Genomic DNA, 16,349 nt, shown 5'->3' on the forward strand with positions numbered 1-16,349 from the left:
TTTTACTTGATCTACTTTGCCTGCTTCGATTCTACTCTTATATAAATGTAGTCGGATGAGTTATTGATGAACCTGATAACTGAAACTTGAGGGGCAGTGAAATGCACCACGGCGCATCCGTCCTCGACAATGCCAGGGAAAGCGGCGATCGCTGGTCGATATTTCGGTCCTCCCTATTCGTAATATTATGCGCTGCTGTCTGCTGGGTCCTTATCGGCGCCATATTTTACGCGGTCATTTACTGATCAACCCGGTTTCCGAAATTATTCTGATCGCGGGTTCGGTCATGCGCCTTGTGGCGAACCCGGGTCGAGTTTGTAACTGACGATCCCGTGCGCTATCGCCGTTGCGTTCGAGTCGGTGACGCTGATTTCCAGGAAAACCATGCTTCGGCCGCGCCGTGTCACGCGCGCGGCGGCGCGCAACATGTCTCCCTGCGGACTGGCCTGATAATTGATGCTGATCGACACGGTGGTGCCGCGCGCGTTGGGGCCGAGTTCGGGACAGGCCCAGGCGGCGCCGGTGGCGGCGGTATCGATCAGGGCGGCAATCGCACCGCCATGCACGCGCTGGCGGGCGTTGAGCGCCGTGCCATCGGTAGGCATTTGCAGGATACACCGGTCATCCCCGGCGTCTTCCAGCACCATACGAAGGCTGGCGCCCAGGTTGCCGCCGATAATGTGGCGGATTTTCGTCAGAACTGATTCGTCCATCGGGTCTCGTCTTTCTGTCTGTGTTTCGGTGAAACGGCGGTAAGTGCCTCAGGGGGTGAGAGCGGATTGTGCAACCAGCCAGTTCTGGCCAACCCGGATGATCCGCGCAATATAGTCCTCCCGGCTATCCGTTCCGCGCATCACGTTGGCAATCGTCATTGGTTCGGGTAGCAGCGTTTCCAGCGCGGATCGCGTGGTTACGGGGATCGCTGTGTCGTTATCGGTGTTGATGACCAGGAAAGGGCCGGAGATTTCGGGCAGATGCGTTGCCGGGTTGAGGGGGCGGAGCACCTGTCCCGCCAGCCAGGCCATTCCGCCGCCGAGATCCGCGCTGGCGAGCGCTTCGATATCCGCGCCGCCGTTGATGAAGATCGAAGCCTTCACCGGTTGCCCGGTGGCGGCGGCGCGTCGCCGGATCGCGGGCAGTATGGCCGCACCCAGGCCGTATCCCGCCAGGTTGATGCGCTTTCTGTCCGCCCATTCCTGACGTCCAATCCAGGCCAGGAGGGCGGAAACCTCCTCCGGCATACGGTATATCACGCGACGGGTCTGCCAGAGATTGAACAGGGAAAGCGTTTCGAGCCGCATCTCCGGATCGAAGGGGGGATGGTAGGAGACGATGACATTCTGCCCGGGATGCGTGATATGCTGAATTGGATCCGGCGCACCGGGAAATCCCGTCACGACGACCAGGACCGGCAACGGGTTGAGGGGCAGTTTCGTTGGCTGACTGACCCGGAAAGAGATGGTTTCGCCGTCTGGACCTACCAACCGGATAGCGCGGACCGTGCGGTCGCCGGTAATTTCCGGGCTGGACGTTGCCGCGCCCTGACGGTACAGCGGCAGCGGATCGCGCAACAGCGCATCGGGACTCCAGATCGCGAGCCAGATAGAAACGGCGACGCCCGCCAGGACGGCGCCCAGCAGGAACAGGATTTCGAAAGGTCGGACGAGGCGCATGGTTGGCGAGTATATCAGGTTATAGCACATCAGGTTTAAAGGGAACTGCACCAGGTTCCCTTTAAACCTGTGAAGGTGCTATGTCTTCAATTAGATAGATCAGATTCACATGGTTTTCTGGATCGCCAAAGGCGATTCCAGCAACCCATGATCTGATCTATGCGGGCTGCGGAGTAGCGGGATGTCGGGAACGGATAGAACTATCGTGCCGGGAACCGGTGGACCCTCGGTCATTCTGGTCGAATCCCAGCTTGGCGAGAATATCGGCATGTGCGCGCGGGCCATGCTGAACAACGGATTGGGCGACTTGCGGCTGGTCCAGCCGCGCGACGGCTGGCCCAACCCGCGCGCCAAAAGCGCGGCATCGGGCGCCGACATGGTGCTGGAATCGGCCCGCGTTTATGAGACGACTCCGGCCGCCATCGCGGACCTGACCCATGTCTACGCCGCCTCGGCACGGCCGCGCGACATGATCAAGCCGGTCCTGACGCCGCGCCGCGCCGTTGCCGATATGCGCCGCATCCTGGCCGAGGGCGGTACGGTGGGCATCATGTATGGCGGCGAACGGGCAGGGCTCAGCAATGACGATATCGCCTGCGCCGACACGGTCGTGCAGATTCCGCTCAATCCGGGCTTCAGTTCGCTCAATCTCAGTCATGCGGTCGCGGTGATTTCCTATGAATGGTTCCAGTCCGCCGATGAAACCACGCCCGCCGTCCTGCCCGCCGGGCGCACGCAGCCCGCGACCAAGGGAGAACTGATCAATTTTTTCACTCGTCTCGAAGCCGCGCTGGATGAGTGCGGATTTTTTCATGTGGCGGAAAAGCGGGCGATAATGGTGCGCCAGATTCGCAATATCTTCCAGCGCGCGGGTTTGATGGAACAGGAGGTCAAGACACTGCATGGCATCCTGTCCTGCCTGATCCGGCGCCCGTAAAGGTAAAAGCCGCGCAAACCGGCCGTTTTCGCGCCATTTGGCGTTTGACATCGGGTCGCGAAACCATATACTCCCGCCCGCTTCTGGGATTGCGGGCGCGGTGCGTCCCTCCGTTCGACGGGTACCGGAACAACAACAACACCGTAAACAACGGGATATATGGAAATGTCAAAGAGACAGAGTTCGAAGTACAAGATCGACCGGCGCCTTGGCGTCAATCTCTGGGGCCGTGCGAAAAGCCCCAGCAATTCCCGCGACTACCCGCCGGGCCAGCATGGCCAGCGCCGCCGCAAGGCTTCTGACTTCGGCACCCAGCTGATGGGCAAGCAGAAGCTGAAGGGCTATTACGGCAATATCGGCGAAAAGAAATTCCATTCCTATTACAAGGAAGCCGTCCGCCGCCCCGGCGATACGGGCGAGAATCTGATCGGGCTGCTGGAACGCCGCCTTGACGCAGTGGTCTATCGCGCCCGCTTCGTGCCGACGGTGTTTGCCGCGCGCCAGTTCGTGAACCATGGTCATGTGAAGGTCAATGGCAAGCGCGTCAACATCCCGTCCTACGAAGTAAAGGACGGAGACGTGATCGAAGTCCGGAACAAGAGCCGCGAATTGCCGATGGTGCTGGAAGCGATCGCCTCCACCGAACGCGACCTGCCGGATTACATCACCGTCGATTACAGCAAGATGGCCGCAACCTTCATGCGCGCGCCGGGCCTTTCCGATGTGCCGTATCCGGTGCAGATGGAACCGAACCTCGTTATCGAGTTCTATTCGCGCTGATACCTGTTACCCGATATGCCGTCCAACGCGGCGGGTTGTGTCAAAAGGGCCGCTCAACGTAGTGTTGGGCGGCTTTTTTTGTTGTTTCCGGGTCGCGCGATTGCGCTGGCGAACCTGTCCGGGAACCGGGTTGGCGATAATGTGAAAGTTGAAGCGTGAAGCCATTCGTCATTCTGATCGCGGGCATGCCGCGCTCCGGCAGTACCTGGCAGTACAATGCCGCCAGGCTGATCTTGAACCGGAAGTACCCGGCGATTTATTCGGGATGGTGCGCGGATTATGATCCGGCGACGAAAGAACCCGTTCACCTGGTGAAAGTCCATACGCCCGAGCAGGTTCGATTCGATTACTCGCTGGTTCTAACGACGAAGCGGGACCTGCTGGAATGTATCGAATCCTCAAAAAGAATGGGTTGGCTGACAGACGATAATTTCTTCATCCAGATACTGATGCAAATGCATCTATATAACTACTGGCATGCGCGCTCGGCCGTGGAAACAGACTACCTGACCATTCAGAACAATCCGGAAAAAGCCATTCTCGATATTGCGAACATACTGGAAATCACGCTCTCCATCGACGATGCGGGACAAATATCCGAACAGATAAATGCAATGAGCCCACCGGACCCTGACGACATCGGGCCGCACCGGTATGACAGGGTGACGCTGCTTCACCCGAAACATATTTCGAATAACGAGCCCGCCCGGTTAACCGAAGAACAAAGACGGTTTTTTGCCGAACAGTTCTCATACTGGAAATAAGCTGTCCTCTTAACCTTCTTGCATTGCAGAATTATACAGTGGCAAGGAGGACATCATGTCTGGACAAACAACGTCGAAGTCGAAGGTATCGGGCAGTGAGCGACGGGATGCATCGACGAAACTGCCGGCGCATCTCCTGAGCGTGCCGGAACAGGCGGTTTTCTCCCGTATTGACGACAGCACGAATATGGACCGTGCGCGGGTTAGGCGGCGCTGATCCCGTAAGGCGCGGCCCAGCCAAGTCCGGCGCGGGTTTCGCCTCTTGGCCGGTATTCGCAGCCGATCCAGCCGGTGTAACCGAGTTCGTCGATGACATCGAACAGGTAGGGATAGTTCACTTCGCCGATATCGGGTTCGTGGCGTTCCGGTACGCCGGCGATCTGGAAGTGCCCCACATGGCCGAAATTGGCGCGGATTTTCATCGCCACGTCGCCCTCGACGATCTGGCAGTGATACAGGTCCATCTGGACCTTCGCGTTTTCCGCGCCGATGGCGGCGAGCACCGCCAGCGCCTGGTCCTGGCGGTTCAGGTGGAAACCGGGAATATCGCGCTGGTTGATCGGCTCGATCAGCGCCGTGATGCCATGCGGCGCCAGCCTGGCGGCGGCGTGTCTGATATTGCGGATATAGACCGCGTCGCATTCCGCGCGGTCCGCGTCTTCCGGCGGAATCCCGGCCATGACGTGCAGGCGGTCGCAGCCGATGATCCTGGCATAGTCCAGCGCCTGTTCGATCAGCCCGTCGAAATCGGCCTCGCGGCCGGGCAGGGCGGCGAGTCCGCGGTCGCCGCGGGTCCAGTCCCCCGGCGGCAGGTTGAACAGGGCATTGACCAGCCCGCTTTCCTTCAGGGCGGCGGCGATGTCCTCGGCAGGATGATCGTAGGGGAACAGATATTCCACCGCCCTGAACCCGGCGGCAGCCGCCGCGGCGAAGCGGTCCATGAAGGGCACTTCGGTGAACATCATCGAAATATTGGCGGCGAGATTTGGCATGGCGGAATCCTGGTTCGGGTTAATCGGGCGGGAAAAACCGGTGCAGTTCTTCGATCTGTTCCTCGGTCAGAATCCGGGGGTTATGCGCCTGCAGCAACAGGTGCAGTTTGGCGGTTTCCTCAAGCTCCTCGGTCGCGTAAACGGCGGCTTCCAGCGTCTTGCCGGCAACCACAGGGCCGTGATTGGCCAGCAGCACGGCGGTATGGTCGCGCGCCTTGCCCCGGATCGCGTCCGCCAGCGCCGTGTCGCCGGGTCGATAGTAGGGGATCAGCGGCAGCCTGCCGATTTTCATCACGTAATAGGCGGTGATGGGCGGCAGGACGTTGTCCGGATCGACATTGGGCAGGCAGGACACCGCGACCGAATGGGTCGAATGCAGATGCACGATGGCGCCGGCTTTCGGGCGCTCCTCGTACATTGCCTGATGCAGGAAGACCTCCTTGGTCGGTGCGTCGCCGGACATCAGCCTGCCGGTCCGGTCCAGTCTGGAAATCCGCGCCGGGTCCAGATTGCCGAGAGACGAGCCCGTCGGCGTCATCAACCAGCCATCGTCGAGTTGCACACTGATATTGCCGGAACTGCCGCCGCTCAATCCCCGGTCGAACAGGGATTTGCCGAAGGCCGCAATTTCTTCACGCAAACGGGATTCGCTCATTTCAGCACTCCGAAGGCCTTGGTGAAGAAGTCCGGGGCGCCGAAATTGCCGGATTTCAGCGCCAGCAACAACGCCGGGTCGCCAAGGCTGGCGGTCCAGGGAACGCCGGGGTCGATTTCCGGCCCGATGCGCAGGCCGGGCACGTCCAGCGCGCCGACGACCGCGCCGGAGGTTTCGCCGCCCGCGACGATCAGCCGGCGAACGCCGGCATCGACCAGGCCGCGTGCGATAGCCGCCATGGCCTCTTCGACCAGCGCGCCCGCCCTGTCGGCGCCGAGTTCCGACTGGATGTTACGCACGTCATCCGGCGCGGCGGTTGCGTAGATCAGGACCGGGCCATTGGCGAGCTGTGGCGTCGCCCAGTCGATTGCTGCCCGTGCGACCGGTTCGCCCCGGGCGAGCGCCAGGGGATCGACCTGGAAGGCCGGGTGATCTTTCGCCATCAGCGCGACCTGCTGGTTTGTTGCGCGCGAGCAGCTTCCGGACAGGACGGCGGCATATCCGTCAATCGACGGCAGCGTGTCTGCGGCAATGCCGGATGGCAGCAGCCCCGCGCGGCGGAAATTCTCCGGAAGGCCGATGGCCACGCCGGACCCCCCGGTGATCAGGGGGAAATCGGCGCAGGCCTCGCCGATTACCGTCAGGTCGTTTTCGTCCAATGCATCGGTAATGGCGAAGCGGTCGCCTTTCTGCCGCGCGGCTTCGAAGGCGGCTCCGGTTGCCGCCGCGCCGCGCCTGATCGTGTCATAGGCTACCAGCCCGACGGCGCCTTTGGTCTGACGATCCAGCACCCGGACCAGATTGGGGTCGCGCATCGGCGTGAGGGGATGGTCCTGCATGCCGCTTTCGTTCAGCAGCACATCGCCCGCGAACAGGTAACCCTTGCAGATCGTCCTGTTGTTGCGCGGAAAGGCGGGGCAGGCGATGGTGAAATCCGAATTCAGCGCATCCAGCAGCGCTTCGGCGACAGGGCCGATATTGCCCTCGTCGGTCGAATCGAACGTCGAACAGTATTTGAAGAAATACTGTCTGCAGCCATGCCCGCGCAGCCATTCCAGCGCGGCCAGGGATTGCGCAATGGCGTCGGCGGGCGCGATGGTTCGGGATTTGAGCGCGATGACGACCGCGTCCACATCGGGTAGCGGCGTTCCCGGCGCCGGGACGCCGATCATCTGTACCGTACGCATACCCTCGCGGACCAGCGTTCCCGCCAGGTCGGTGGCGCCGGTAAAATCGTCGGCAATACATCCCAGCAGAAGGCCCATGCGATTCAACCCGTTTCAACGATGAAAGCAGGCGTCTCCTGCTTGCGGTTCCGCATTGTAACGGGTCAGGTCCATGACGGGGATCGAAAAATGCCGGACCATCGCGAAGATGCCCGGCATGTCGTTCGCTGTAGAATCGTCCGCGAAAGTCTCGTCACATGGCTTGTTGGATCGCCAGAGGCATCTCCAACAAACCATAACCTGATCTACGCAGCGGTTTCTGTCGCGATGCCCTTGGTCGCCATCAGTTCGGCCAGTTCACCGGTTTCGTACATTTCCCGCACGATATCGCAGCCGCCGATGAATTCACCCTTGACGTAAAGCTGCGGCACGGTCGGCCAGCTGGAGTACTGTTTGATACCCTCGCGCAGGCCGGGGTCCTGCAGGACGTCGACACCCTTGAACTTGACGCCGAGCAGGGTCAGCGCCTGCACTGTCGCGGCGGAAAAGCCGCATTGCGGGAACACCGGTGTCCCCTTCATGAAGAGTACGATGTCATTGCCGTCCACATCCTCCTGGATGCGGGCGAATACCGGATTGTCATCCATGGTTCGATCCTTTCCCTCTGGCCCTAGCTGTCTTCCAGCGTGGCTGTCTGTAATGCAAGCGCATGCAACTCATTGCCCATGCGTCCCTGAAGCGCCTTGTACACCATCTGGTGCTGCTGTACGCGACTTTTTCCCTCGAAACTGGCCGAGCGCACATAGGCGGCATAATGATCGCCATCGCCGCGCAAATCCTCGATCTGCACCTGCGCGTCGGGGATAGCCTGCTTGATCATCTGTTCAATTTCCGCCTGGCTCATCGCCATGGTCCACCCTCCCTAATGCGCCTGCCGTCAGGACATCGTCATGTAGCCCGGCAACCATGCCTCATGCGCGGTCCGCAACTCTTCAATGGATATGGTATACGCTGATTGCACTGTCAATGAAGCGCCGCCGGTTCGCCCTATCACGGTCGCGGGAACCGCCGCTTTATTCGCCGATTCCAGTATTTTATCTGGATTTTCTGTTGTAATAACGTAGCGCGCCTGGTCCTCGCCGAACAACCATGCATGCAGCGGTGTCGAACCCTCCGGCATGGCAATGGCGGCGCCGATATTCCCGGCCATCGCCATTTCTGCGATGGCGACGAGCAGGCCGCCATCGGAAACGTCATGGCAGGCTGTTGCACTGCCGTCATGAATGCAGCCGCGTACGAAATCGCCATTGCGGCGCTCCTGGGCCAGATCGACCGGCGGCGGCGCCCCGTCGTCGCGCTGCTCGATTTCGGCGAGATAGGCGGAACAACCCAACCAACCGGCGGTGTCCCCGATGACGACGATGCTCTGGCCGGCGGCGGTGAAGGCGAGGCCGGTGATGCGGTCCATATTTTCAACCAGGCCCAGCCCGCCGATCACCGGAGTTGGCAGAATCCCGACGCCGTTGGTTTCGTTGTACAGCGAGACATTGCCGGAAACGACCGGGAAATCGAAGGCGCGGGAGGCATCGCCGATGCCCGTCACGCAGCCGACAAACTGCCCCATGATGTTTTCGCGCTGCGGGTTGCCGAAATTGAGGTTATTGGTCAGTGCCAGTGGCTGTGCGCCGACCGCGGTCAGGTTCCGCCAGGCTTCCGCCACGGCCTGCCTGCCGCCGGTTTCCGGTTCGGCCAGGCAGTAGCGGGGCGTGCAATCGGTGGTGATCGCCAGGCCCCGCGTGGTGCCGTGGATGCGGACAATCGCGGCATCGCCGCCCGGGCCGCGCGTGGTATCGCCCATGACCATGTGGTCGTACTGTTCCCAGATCCAGCGCCGTGAGCAGAAATTCGCCGTTCCGAGCAGCCGGTGCAGCGCATCTAGCGGATCGTTGGGGGCGGCCACGCCGGTTGCGGCCAGCACACCGCGTTTCGGCGTCGCCTTCCAGGGACGGTCGTAAAGAGGCGATTCATTGACCAGCGGCGCGACAGGGATGTCGGCGACCAGTTCATCATGCAGTTTCAGGACGAATCGCCCGGTATCCGTGACATGGCCGACAATGGCGAAATCCAGCTCCCATTTCTCGAAGATCGCCCGGGCGGCATCTTCGCGGCCGGGCTTGAGTACCATGAGCATGCGCTCCTGACTTTCCGAAAGCATTATTTCGTACGGAGTCATGCCTTCTTCGCGTACCGGCACGTTTTCAAGGTTCAACTCAATGCCGACGCCGCCCTTGTCCGCCATTTCCACGGTCGAACTGGTCAGTCCGGCGGCGCCCATGTCCTGTATCGCGACAATAGCGTCCGTGGCCATGAGTTCGAGACACGCTTCAAGCAGCAGTTTTTCGGTAAACGGATCGCCGACCTGCACCGTGGGACGCTTTTCGTCCGAATCGTCGTCGAATTCAGCCGATGCCATGGTCGCCCCATGGATGCCGTCGCGGCCCGTCCTGGAGCCGATATAAACGACCGGATTACCGATACCGGCGGCGGCCGAATAGAAAATCCTGTCAGCCTCGGCGATCCCGACGGTCATGGCGTTGACCAGGATATTGCCATTATAGGCCGGGTCAAAATTGGTTTCGCCGCCCACGGTCGGCACGCCCATGCAGTTGCCATAGCCGCCGATCCCCGCGACGACGCCGGAAACAAGGTGCCGAGTCTTGTGATGGTCGGGGCTGCCGAACCGCAGGGCATTCAAGTTGGCGACGGGGCGCGCGCCCATGGTGAAAACATCGCGCATGATGCCGCCGACGCCGGTCGCGGCCCCCTGGTAAGGTTCGATGAAGCTCGGATGGTTATGGCTTTCCATCTTGAATACGGCGGCCAGCCCGCCGCCGATATCGACAACGCCGGCGTTCTCGCCGGGACCGCAGATGACCTGCGGTCCTTCCGTCGGCAGGGTCTTCAGCCATTTCCGGGAGGATTTGTAGGAACAGTGTTCCGACCACATGACGGAAAAAATACCGAGTTCGGTCAGGTTCGGTTCGCGGCCCAGGATCGACAGCAGCGTCCTGTATTCGTCGGCGCTCAGCCCGTGTTCGGCAACGATTGCTTCGGTGATGGCGGTGTTTTTCATCGTGCCAGCGCCGCCACAAGGCCATCGAACAGGCGCGCGCCGTCGGTGCCGCCGAGATACGGGTCAGCCGCCCGTTCCGGATGCGGCATCAGGCCAAGGATGCTGCGCGTTTCATTGAAGATTCCGGCAATATTGCGGGCGGAACCGTTCGGGTTGCCGGCATCGTTTGCGGCGCCTTCCGGCGTGGTATAGCGGAAGGCGATCAGGTTCTCGCCTTCCAGCCGGTCCAGCGTCGATTCCTGGGCGCGGTAATTGCCTTCGTTATGCGCAACGGGAATACGCAGCACCTGATTGATCGTATAACCGCGCGTGAATGCGGAATCGGTATTGGCGACGGTCACATGCACGTTCCGGCAGATGAATTTCAGCCCGGCATTACGCATCAGCACGCCGGGCAGCAACCCGCACTCCGTGAGTATCTGGAACCCGTTGCAGATGCCCAGAATAGGCACGCCCTGCGCCGCCCTGGCGACAACGTCGCGCATGATCGGCGAACGGGCCGCAATCGCGCCGCCGCGCAGATAATCGCCATAGGAAAACCCGCCGGGCAACACGATCAGGTCGGTCGCGGGCAGTTTTGTATCCCGGTGCCATACCATGTCGGCGGGGCTGCCGCAGGCCCGTCCCAGCGCCACGGCGGCATCGCGATCGCAATTCGACCCCGGAAAGACGATGACCGATGACTTCATGACTGCAATTCTATGTCGTAATTTTCAATTACCGTATTGGCCAGCAGCCTCGCGCACATGTCCTCGACCTGCGCGCGGGCCGCTCCGGGGTCGTTTTCGGCGATATCGAGTTCGATGAACTTCCCCTGGCGCACGTCGCCAACGCCCTTGAATCCAAGCGATTCCAGCGCATGCCCTATGGCCTTGCCCTGGGGGTCCAGAACGCCTGGTTTGAGAGTTATATGAACCTTAACCTTCACGTTTCCTCCATACCTGCCCGAATCGGGTCACTGAACCATGCGGGGTCCGTTGAGTTCGCCGCCGTCGGGCAGTACGCCGAGCCGCCGCGCCACTTCCTGATAGGCCTCGGCGGCCTCGCCCAGATCCTCCCGGAAACGGTCCTTGTCCAGCTTTTCGCTTGTCGTGCTATCCCACAGACGGCAATTATCCGGTGAAATTTCATCGGCCAGGATGACGCGCATATCGCCATTCTCATCGTAATAGCGGCCGAATTCCAGCTTGAAGTCGATCAATCGCATGCCGACGCCGAGAAAAAGGCCGGTCAGGAAATCGTTGATCCGCAGGGACAGCGACAGCATGTCGTCAATGTCCTGCGGCATCGCCCAACCGAACGCCGTGATATGCTCCTCGGAGACCAGCGGATTCCCGAGTTCCTGGTTTTTCCAGTAATATTCGGCGATCGAACGGGGCAGTTGCGTCCCTTCCTTGATGCCGAGTCGTTTTGCCATCGAACCGGCCACCACGTTGCGGATCACGACGCCGATGGGGATGATTTCGACTTCGCGGACGAGTTGTTCGCGCATGTTCAACCGTCGTATGAAATGATTCGGGACGCCGATTTCCTGCAGGCGGGACATCAGAAATTCCGAAATCCGGTTGTTGATCACGCCTTTTCCGGTAATCGTACCGTGTTTCGTATTGTTGAAGGCGCTTGCATCATCCTTGAAATGCTGCACCAGCGTACCGGGTTCGGGACCTTCATACATGTCCTTGGCCCTGCCTTCATAAACACGTCTGCGTTTGGCCATATTATTGTGCCCAGGGGGAATGCGGACGCTGCATCGCGTCAGGAAGCGTCATATAGCAATTGCACCGCCCCGGTACAACGAATCCCGATCCGAACACTTTGTCCGGATTTTGCCGCAGAACGCATCATTCCGGCTTTTCAGGCAGAATGGTTTCGAAAGGGGTGATGTCCGGGCGGCCGGCGGCAAACCGCCATATGGTCCTTGCGCCGGGTGCGTGGCGGGGCAGGGCGATCAGCGAACTGGATACGGTCCCGTAGCCCCGGTCGGTGACGATGCACATGGTGTCGTCGAAAGGCGGGGGCGCGTCCTCCTGGCAGGTGGCCATCAGGGCTTCCCAGGCTGCCCAGTCTCCCGAATCCGGTTCGGGGGCCGGCGCCTGGCGAAATTTCGGCAAAAACGTGCGGGTTCTGGGCGCATTCGGTTCGTTCATATCCTGTGACGTAATGATCGAAGTGCCTTCAGGGACCGGGTGCAGTTCGACAGAAAGGGCGCCGTTGCGCGCGGACAGCCAGTAGGCTTCCCGGTCGTCGGCGATGACGAGGTTGAAGCTGCGATAGGCATGCGGGTCGATTTCGCCCAGCGCTTCGGCGGCCTCGCGGGCATCGGCATGGTCCAGCGCCTCGAGCACCAGTTCGCCGCGGCTGCGTTTTCCGGCCTGCGGGCCGAGCGAGCCGGTGCGGTTCAGAACCGCGGCGACGACGCCGTGATCGTTGACGCCCAGCCAGCTGCCGCCTGACAGCTGGTCCTGTCCGGCAACGGTTTCCGGTCGGTCAGGCCAGTGCCTTCCGGGCGGAAGCCAGGGCCGGCCGGTCATTTCGTCCCGGTTTGCGGCAAGAACAAGCGGCCAGGCATGACCTGGCCGCCGGAGAATGACGACGGTACACATGGATGACCCGATAGCACGGCCCGCTCGATGGCGCCATTGCCGGGTGACGATTTTGCAAATTCATCATTCAAGAACCGATCCCGAGGAACTATATAAGGGGCTGAATTTTGGCGCTCCGCGCGGGCAGGAAAAGGAAGTTTCTTTATGACGCAGTTCAATGATCGCGAAAAGGCTTTTGAAAACAAACTGAAGCTCGACAAGGAGCTGGATTTCAAGGTCCAGGCGCGGCGCAATAAACTGCTGGGTCAGTGGGCGGCGACACAGCTTGGACTCGATGCGGCCAGTTCGGAGGTTTATGCGAAGGAAGTGGTCATGTCGGATTTCGATGAACCCGGCGACGCGGATGTCCTGCGTAAGGTCCAGCAGGATCTCGCGGGCAAGGGCGTGGACGTGTCGGAGCAACTGATCCGCAAGGAAATGGACCGCCTTATGCGGGTGGCGCGCGACCAGATCATGGCGGAGACGAAATAGCCGCCCCGCGGCGGAATTGTCGCTGTTTGTGAGAAATACGACGGAACTACCGTTGCATTAGGAGGGCGAAATACCGATGGCGACCGCGCCCAGCGCGGCCGCGCGGGAAGCGGGATCCCGTATCTTTCGGGCGGCCCGAATTGCCAGTTCCACCTTGCCGATTCGGGCCGCCTCCTGCGCGACCAGCGTGAGCGACCGGTTGCGCGGCGTCTGGCTCAGGCGCGCCTCGGCAACAACATCCGTATCGGGAATGCGCGACGCCGTGTTAAAGGCCTCCAGCAGCCTGTCGGAAGCCAGCAGCGCCTCGACGATCCGGGCGACTGAGCGCGGATAATCCGGATCGCCGGATTTTCCCCAGGTGATCCGCGATGCCGCGTCGATAACCTGGGTTGCCTTCTCCTTGTCGGCGCTTTGCGCATGCGCCCGCGCCAGTAGCGTGAGCAGGCGTACCCGGCCCAGCCCTTCGGGCAGCGAGTCGATCAGGTTCCGCGCCCGTTCGAACAGGGCCTGCGAGGTTTCGGGATCGCCAACGAGTATCTGCGTATCCAAAACCTCGTTGAGCGCCTGTTCCTGCAGGTCCGGATCGGACGGTTCCCGCACGGATTCCAGCGCACGGGCCAGCAGGGCGCTGGCTTCCGTATGTTCACCGCGTTTGCCCGTGGCGAGCGCCACCTGTGCGAATATAATTCCGCGCAGACCCAGATAGGGGATGTAATCGGTCAGTTTAAGGGCTTCGGAATATTTTTCCTGTTCCAGGAGCACATGGCCCATCTGGGCCAGCGCCTCCGCCTGTTCCCGTTTCTTGCGGATCAGGCCGGCTGTCTTGAACGCGTCCGCGAGTCGGCCGGTGCGGGCCTGTTCCACGACAAGGTGGGTCAGCAGGCTGTACCGCAACGTTTCTTCCTCGATCCCGGTTGCGGTTTCCACGGCAAAGGTGAACAGCGTGACAGCGGCATCCATATTGCCCTTTTCGCCGATGGCGCGGGCGACGGAACCGAGCGCCCGGACCCGGCGCTCGGGATCGGCGATGGAGCGGACCAGCACCATGGCGCGGGTCTGGTCACCGGCCTCGGTCTCCGCGGCAGCCAGTTCAGCCAGCGCCTGTTCGCGGCCTGTGAATTCGCTCTGCAGGATTATGCGGCGGGCTTCGCCCAGAGTCTTGTCCGACTGCTTGGCGTCGCCGAGTCGGGTCTGCGCTTCGCCGATGATCAACAGCAGCCGGGCGACTTCGGCCTCGTCGTCCTTGATCGCCCTTGTCTGTCGCGATGCTTCGATCAAAGCGGCCTTGTTGCCTTTCGAGTTCTTGTCATGCGGCGACGGACGACCGATTTCGAGCAGGGTTTCAATACGCAGCTTCCTGTCGCGGATCAGTTTTGTCGCCGCGACGGCCCCGGCTTCATCGCCCAGGGCATTGCGGCGCACTGCAATTTCGCGGATGAGCTTTTCCGTTTCGGGATTGTCCCGTGCCTTGCCGGCGGCGCGCATGGCGTCGTCCAGCGCGCTCAGCGCCGGCGCCGCGCGTTTCTTTTCGCTCTCGTAATCGGCAAGCTTGATGAGCGACGCCGCCCGCCAGTACCCGTCGGTAATCCGCCCGAGTTCCCTGGTGGCTTCCTGGGGATCGCCACGGGCGAGTTCGGCCTGAACCAGCCCGGACAGCGCTTCGCCCTGTTCTTCCGGCGTTTCCAGCGACAGTGCCGCCAGGCGGATCAGGATGAAGGGGTCCTTGCGCGCCTCCTCGCTGATTGCGTCAAGCTGCGCCACCGCCGGGAGGGCGGTTGCAATCAGGCACAGCGCGACCGCGGCGCTACGCAGTATCGAAAACGCGGCTGAAGATCGTATCGACATGTCTGGTGTGATATTCAAGGTCGAACAGGGATTCCAGGGTTTCGGCTGTCAGGTAATTGCCGATTTCGCTATCTGCCTTGAGCTGGTCGAGGAACGACAGGTGTTCTTTCCAGGCTTCCATGGCATTGCGCTGAACGACCCGGTAGGCGTCCTCGCGGCTCATGCCGGCCTGGGTCAGTTCCAGCAGGACGCGCTGCGAATTGTGCAGGCCGCCCATCTGGTTGAGGTTGCGCTCCATCTGCTCGGGGTAGACGACCATATTGTCGATCATTCCGGTAAGCCGGGCGAGGGCGAAATCGAGCGTTACCGTCGCGTCGGGGCCGATCATGCGTTCGACCGAGGAATGGGAGATATCACGCTCGTGCCACAGCGCGACATTTTCCAGTGCCGGTGTCACCGCCGAACGAACGATCCGCGCCAGCCCGGTCAGGTTTTCCGACAGGACCGGATTGCGCTTGTGCGGCATGGCGGAAGAGCCCTTCTGCCCGGGCGAGAAAAATTCCTCGGCTTCGCGCAACTCGCTGCGCTGCAGGTGGCGGATTTCGACGGCGATGTTTTCGATCGAAGAGGCAATCACGCCGAGTACGGCGAAGAACATGGCGTGACGGTCGCGCGGGATGACCTGGGTCGATATCGGCTCCACGGCGAGGCCCATCTTGTCGGCGACATGGGCTTCAACCGAGGGGTCGATATTGGCGAAGGTGCCGACGGCGCCGGATATGGCGCAGGTGGCAATTTCCGCCCGCGCCGCGACCAGCCGGTCCCGGCCGCGCTTGAAGGCCGCGTAATGCCCCGCCAGTTTCAGGCCGAAGGTCGTCGGTTCCGCATGGATCGCGTGGCTTCGGCCGATGGTGACCGTGTACTTGTGCTCCTCGGCCCGGCGTTTCAGCGCGGCCAGCAGGGCGTCCATGTCGGCCAGTAGAATATCGCTGGCGCGGGCCAGTTGCACCGCAAGGCAGGTATCCAGCACGTCGGAAGACGTCATGCCCTGATGCAGGAAGCGGGCTTCCTCGCCGACATGTTCCGCGACATTGGTCAGGAAAGCGATAACGTCATGCCTGGTTTCGCGCTCGATCTCGTCGATGCGGTCGATCTCGAAGGCGCCGCGCTTCCATACCGCCTTTGCGGCGGCTTCGGGAACGACTCCCAGTTTCGCCTGTGCATCGCAGGCATGCGCCTCGATTTCCAGCCATATCCGGAATTTACTCTCGGGCTCCCAGATGGCCACCATATCGGGCCGGCTGTAACGAGGAATCATGAATACGCTACTCCAGACTTCAGGTTTGCGACGACGCTGCCCTTGCGGGGGCAATTTTCGCCGGACTATAAC

19 protein-coding genes are annotated in these 16,349 nt (G+C 61.3%); 5 read left to right on the forward strand and 14 right to left on the reverse strand.

What is annotated here, in order from left to right:
- Positions 1-284: 284 nt before the first annotated feature.
- Together WD767_01535 and WD767_01540 are read right to left on the reverse strand one after the other, a co-directional pair.
- Positions 285-713 (reverse strand): PaaI family thioesterase, encoded by a 429-nt coding sequence (locus tag WD767_01535; protein MEX2614753.1) that lies wholly within the window; start codon positions 711-713, stop codon positions 285-287.
- A gap of 48 nt (positions 714-761) precedes the next feature.
- On the reverse strand, positions 762-1,724 hold the full coding sequence (locus WD767_01540) for a hypothetical protein (GenBank protein ID MEX2614754.1): 963 nt from the start codon (positions 1,722-1,724) through the stop codon (positions 762-764).
- A gap of 130 nt (positions 1,725-1,854) precedes the next feature.
- Here WD767_01540 and WD767_01545 point away from each other — a divergent pair, with 130 nt between their 5' ends.
- From WD767_01545 to WD767_01560, 4 genes are all read left to right on the forward strand, one after another.
- On the forward strand, positions 1,855-2,610 hold the full coding sequence (locus WD767_01545; GenBank protein MEX2614755.1) for an RNA methyltransferase: 756 nt from the start codon (positions 1,855-1,857) through the stop codon (positions 2,608-2,610).
- Between the two features lie 165 nt (positions 2,611-2,775).
- Complete coding sequence (gene rpsD, locus WD767_01550; GenBank protein MEX2614756.1) at positions 2,776-3,390, forward strand: 30S ribosomal protein S4; 615 nt, start codon at positions 2,776-2,778, stop codon at positions 3,388-3,390.
- A 155-nt stretch (positions 3,391-3,545) separates the two neighbouring features.
- A complete protein-coding gene (locus tag WD767_01555) occupies positions 3,546-4,154 on the forward strand; it encodes a hypothetical protein (protein MEX2614757.1) in 609 nt (202 codons plus the stop codon).
- A gap of 55 nt (positions 4,155-4,209) precedes the next feature.
- Positions 4,210-4,371: a hypothetical protein gene (locus tag WD767_01560; GenBank protein ID MEX2614758.1), complete on the forward strand. Its 162-nt coding sequence runs from the start codon at positions 4,210-4,212 to the stop codon at positions 4,369-4,371.
- Here WD767_01560 and otnI read toward each other — a convergent pair.
- The 10 genes from otnI to WD767_01610 form a co-directional block, all read right to left on the reverse strand.
- A complete protein-coding gene (otnI, locus tag WD767_01565) occupies positions 4,358-5,146 on the reverse strand; it encodes a 2-oxo-tetronate isomerase (protein ID MEX2614759.1) in 789 nt (262 codons plus the stop codon). The genes WD767_01560 and otnI overlap by 14 nt on opposite strands.
- Before the next feature lie 19 nt (positions 5,147-5,165).
- On the reverse strand, positions 5,166-5,801 hold the full coding sequence (gene otnC / locus WD767_01570; protein MEX2614760.1) for a 3-oxo-tetronate 4-phosphate decarboxylase: 636 nt from the start codon (positions 5,799-5,801) through the stop codon (positions 5,166-5,168).
- Positions 5,798-7,066, reverse strand: a complete 1,269-nt coding sequence (otnK, locus tag WD767_01575; GenBank protein MEX2614761.1) for a 3-oxo-tetronate kinase — start codon at positions 7,064-7,066, stop codon at positions 5,798-5,800. Before otnK ends, otnC begins: the two co-directional genes overlap by 4 nt.
- 206 nt (positions 7,067-7,272) lie before the next feature.
- Positions 7,273-7,614 carry a Grx4 family monothiol glutaredoxin gene (gene grxD, locus WD767_01580; protein ID MEX2614762.1) on the reverse strand — a complete coding sequence of 114 codons (342 nt, stop codon included), beginning with the start codon at positions 7,612-7,614 and terminating at the stop codon, positions 7,273-7,275.
- Between the two features lie 23 nt (positions 7,615-7,637).
- The gene (locus WD767_01585; GenBank protein ID MEX2614763.1) at positions 7,638-7,877 is read right to left on the reverse strand and encodes a BolA family transcriptional regulator; all 240 of its coding nucleotides are present in this window, start codon (positions 7,875-7,877) and stop codon (positions 7,638-7,640) included.
- A 27-nt stretch (positions 7,878-7,904) separates the two neighbouring features.
- Positions 7,905-10,100 carry a phosphoribosylformylglycinamidine synthase subunit PurL gene (gene purL, locus WD767_01590; GenBank protein ID MEX2614764.1) on the reverse strand — a complete coding sequence of 732 codons (2,196 nt, stop codon included), beginning with the start codon at positions 10,098-10,100 and terminating at the stop codon, positions 7,905-7,907.
- Positions 10,097-10,789: a phosphoribosylformylglycinamidine synthase subunit PurQ gene (gene purQ / locus WD767_01595; protein MEX2614765.1), complete on the reverse strand. Its 693-nt coding sequence runs from the start codon at positions 10,787-10,789 to the stop codon at positions 10,097-10,099. The genes purL and purQ overlap by 4 nt, the downstream gene beginning before the upstream one ends.
- Complete coding sequence (purS, locus tag WD767_01600; protein MEX2614766.1) at positions 10,786-11,028, reverse strand: phosphoribosylformylglycinamidine synthase subunit PurS; 243 nt, start codon at positions 11,026-11,028, stop codon at positions 10,786-10,788. Before purS ends, purQ begins: the two co-directional genes overlap by 4 nt.
- A gap of 27 nt (positions 11,029-11,055) precedes the next feature.
- Complete coding sequence (gene purC, locus WD767_01605) at positions 11,056-11,817, reverse strand: phosphoribosylaminoimidazolesuccinocarboxamide synthase (protein ID MEX2614767.1); 762 nt, start codon at positions 11,815-11,817, stop codon at positions 11,056-11,058.
- A gap of 124 nt (positions 11,818-11,941) precedes the next feature.
- On the reverse strand, positions 11,942-12,703 hold the full coding sequence (locus tag WD767_01610; protein MEX2614768.1) for an NRDE family protein: 762 nt from the start codon (positions 12,701-12,703) through the stop codon (positions 11,942-11,944).
- 144 nt (positions 12,704-12,847) lie between these two features.
- Between WD767_01610 and WD767_01615 the strand changes: the two genes are divergently transcribed.
- The gene (locus tag WD767_01615; protein MEX2614769.1) at positions 12,848-13,174 is read left to right on the forward strand and encodes a DUF1476 domain-containing protein; all 327 of its coding nucleotides are present in this window, start codon (positions 12,848-12,850) and stop codon (positions 13,172-13,174) included.
- 57 nt (positions 13,175-13,231) lie between these two features.
- On the opposite strand, the gene WD767_01620 is transcribed toward WD767_01615, so the two are convergent.
- Entirely contained in the window at positions 13,232-15,019 is a 1,788-nt protein-coding gene (locus WD767_01620) for a hypothetical protein (protein ID MEX2614770.1), read from the reverse strand.
- Positions 14,979-16,277 (reverse strand): adenylosuccinate lyase, encoded by a 1,299-nt coding sequence (purB, locus tag WD767_01625; GenBank protein ID MEX2614771.1) that lies wholly within the window; start codon positions 16,275-16,277, stop codon positions 14,979-14,981. The genes WD767_01620 and purB overlap by 41 nt, the downstream gene beginning before the upstream one ends.
- Positions 16,278-16,349: the final 72 nt, after the last annotated feature.

This window comes from Alphaproteobacteria bacterium (assembly GCA_040905865.1).
Classification (GTDB): domain Bacteria; phylum Pseudomonadota; class Alphaproteobacteria; order UBA8366.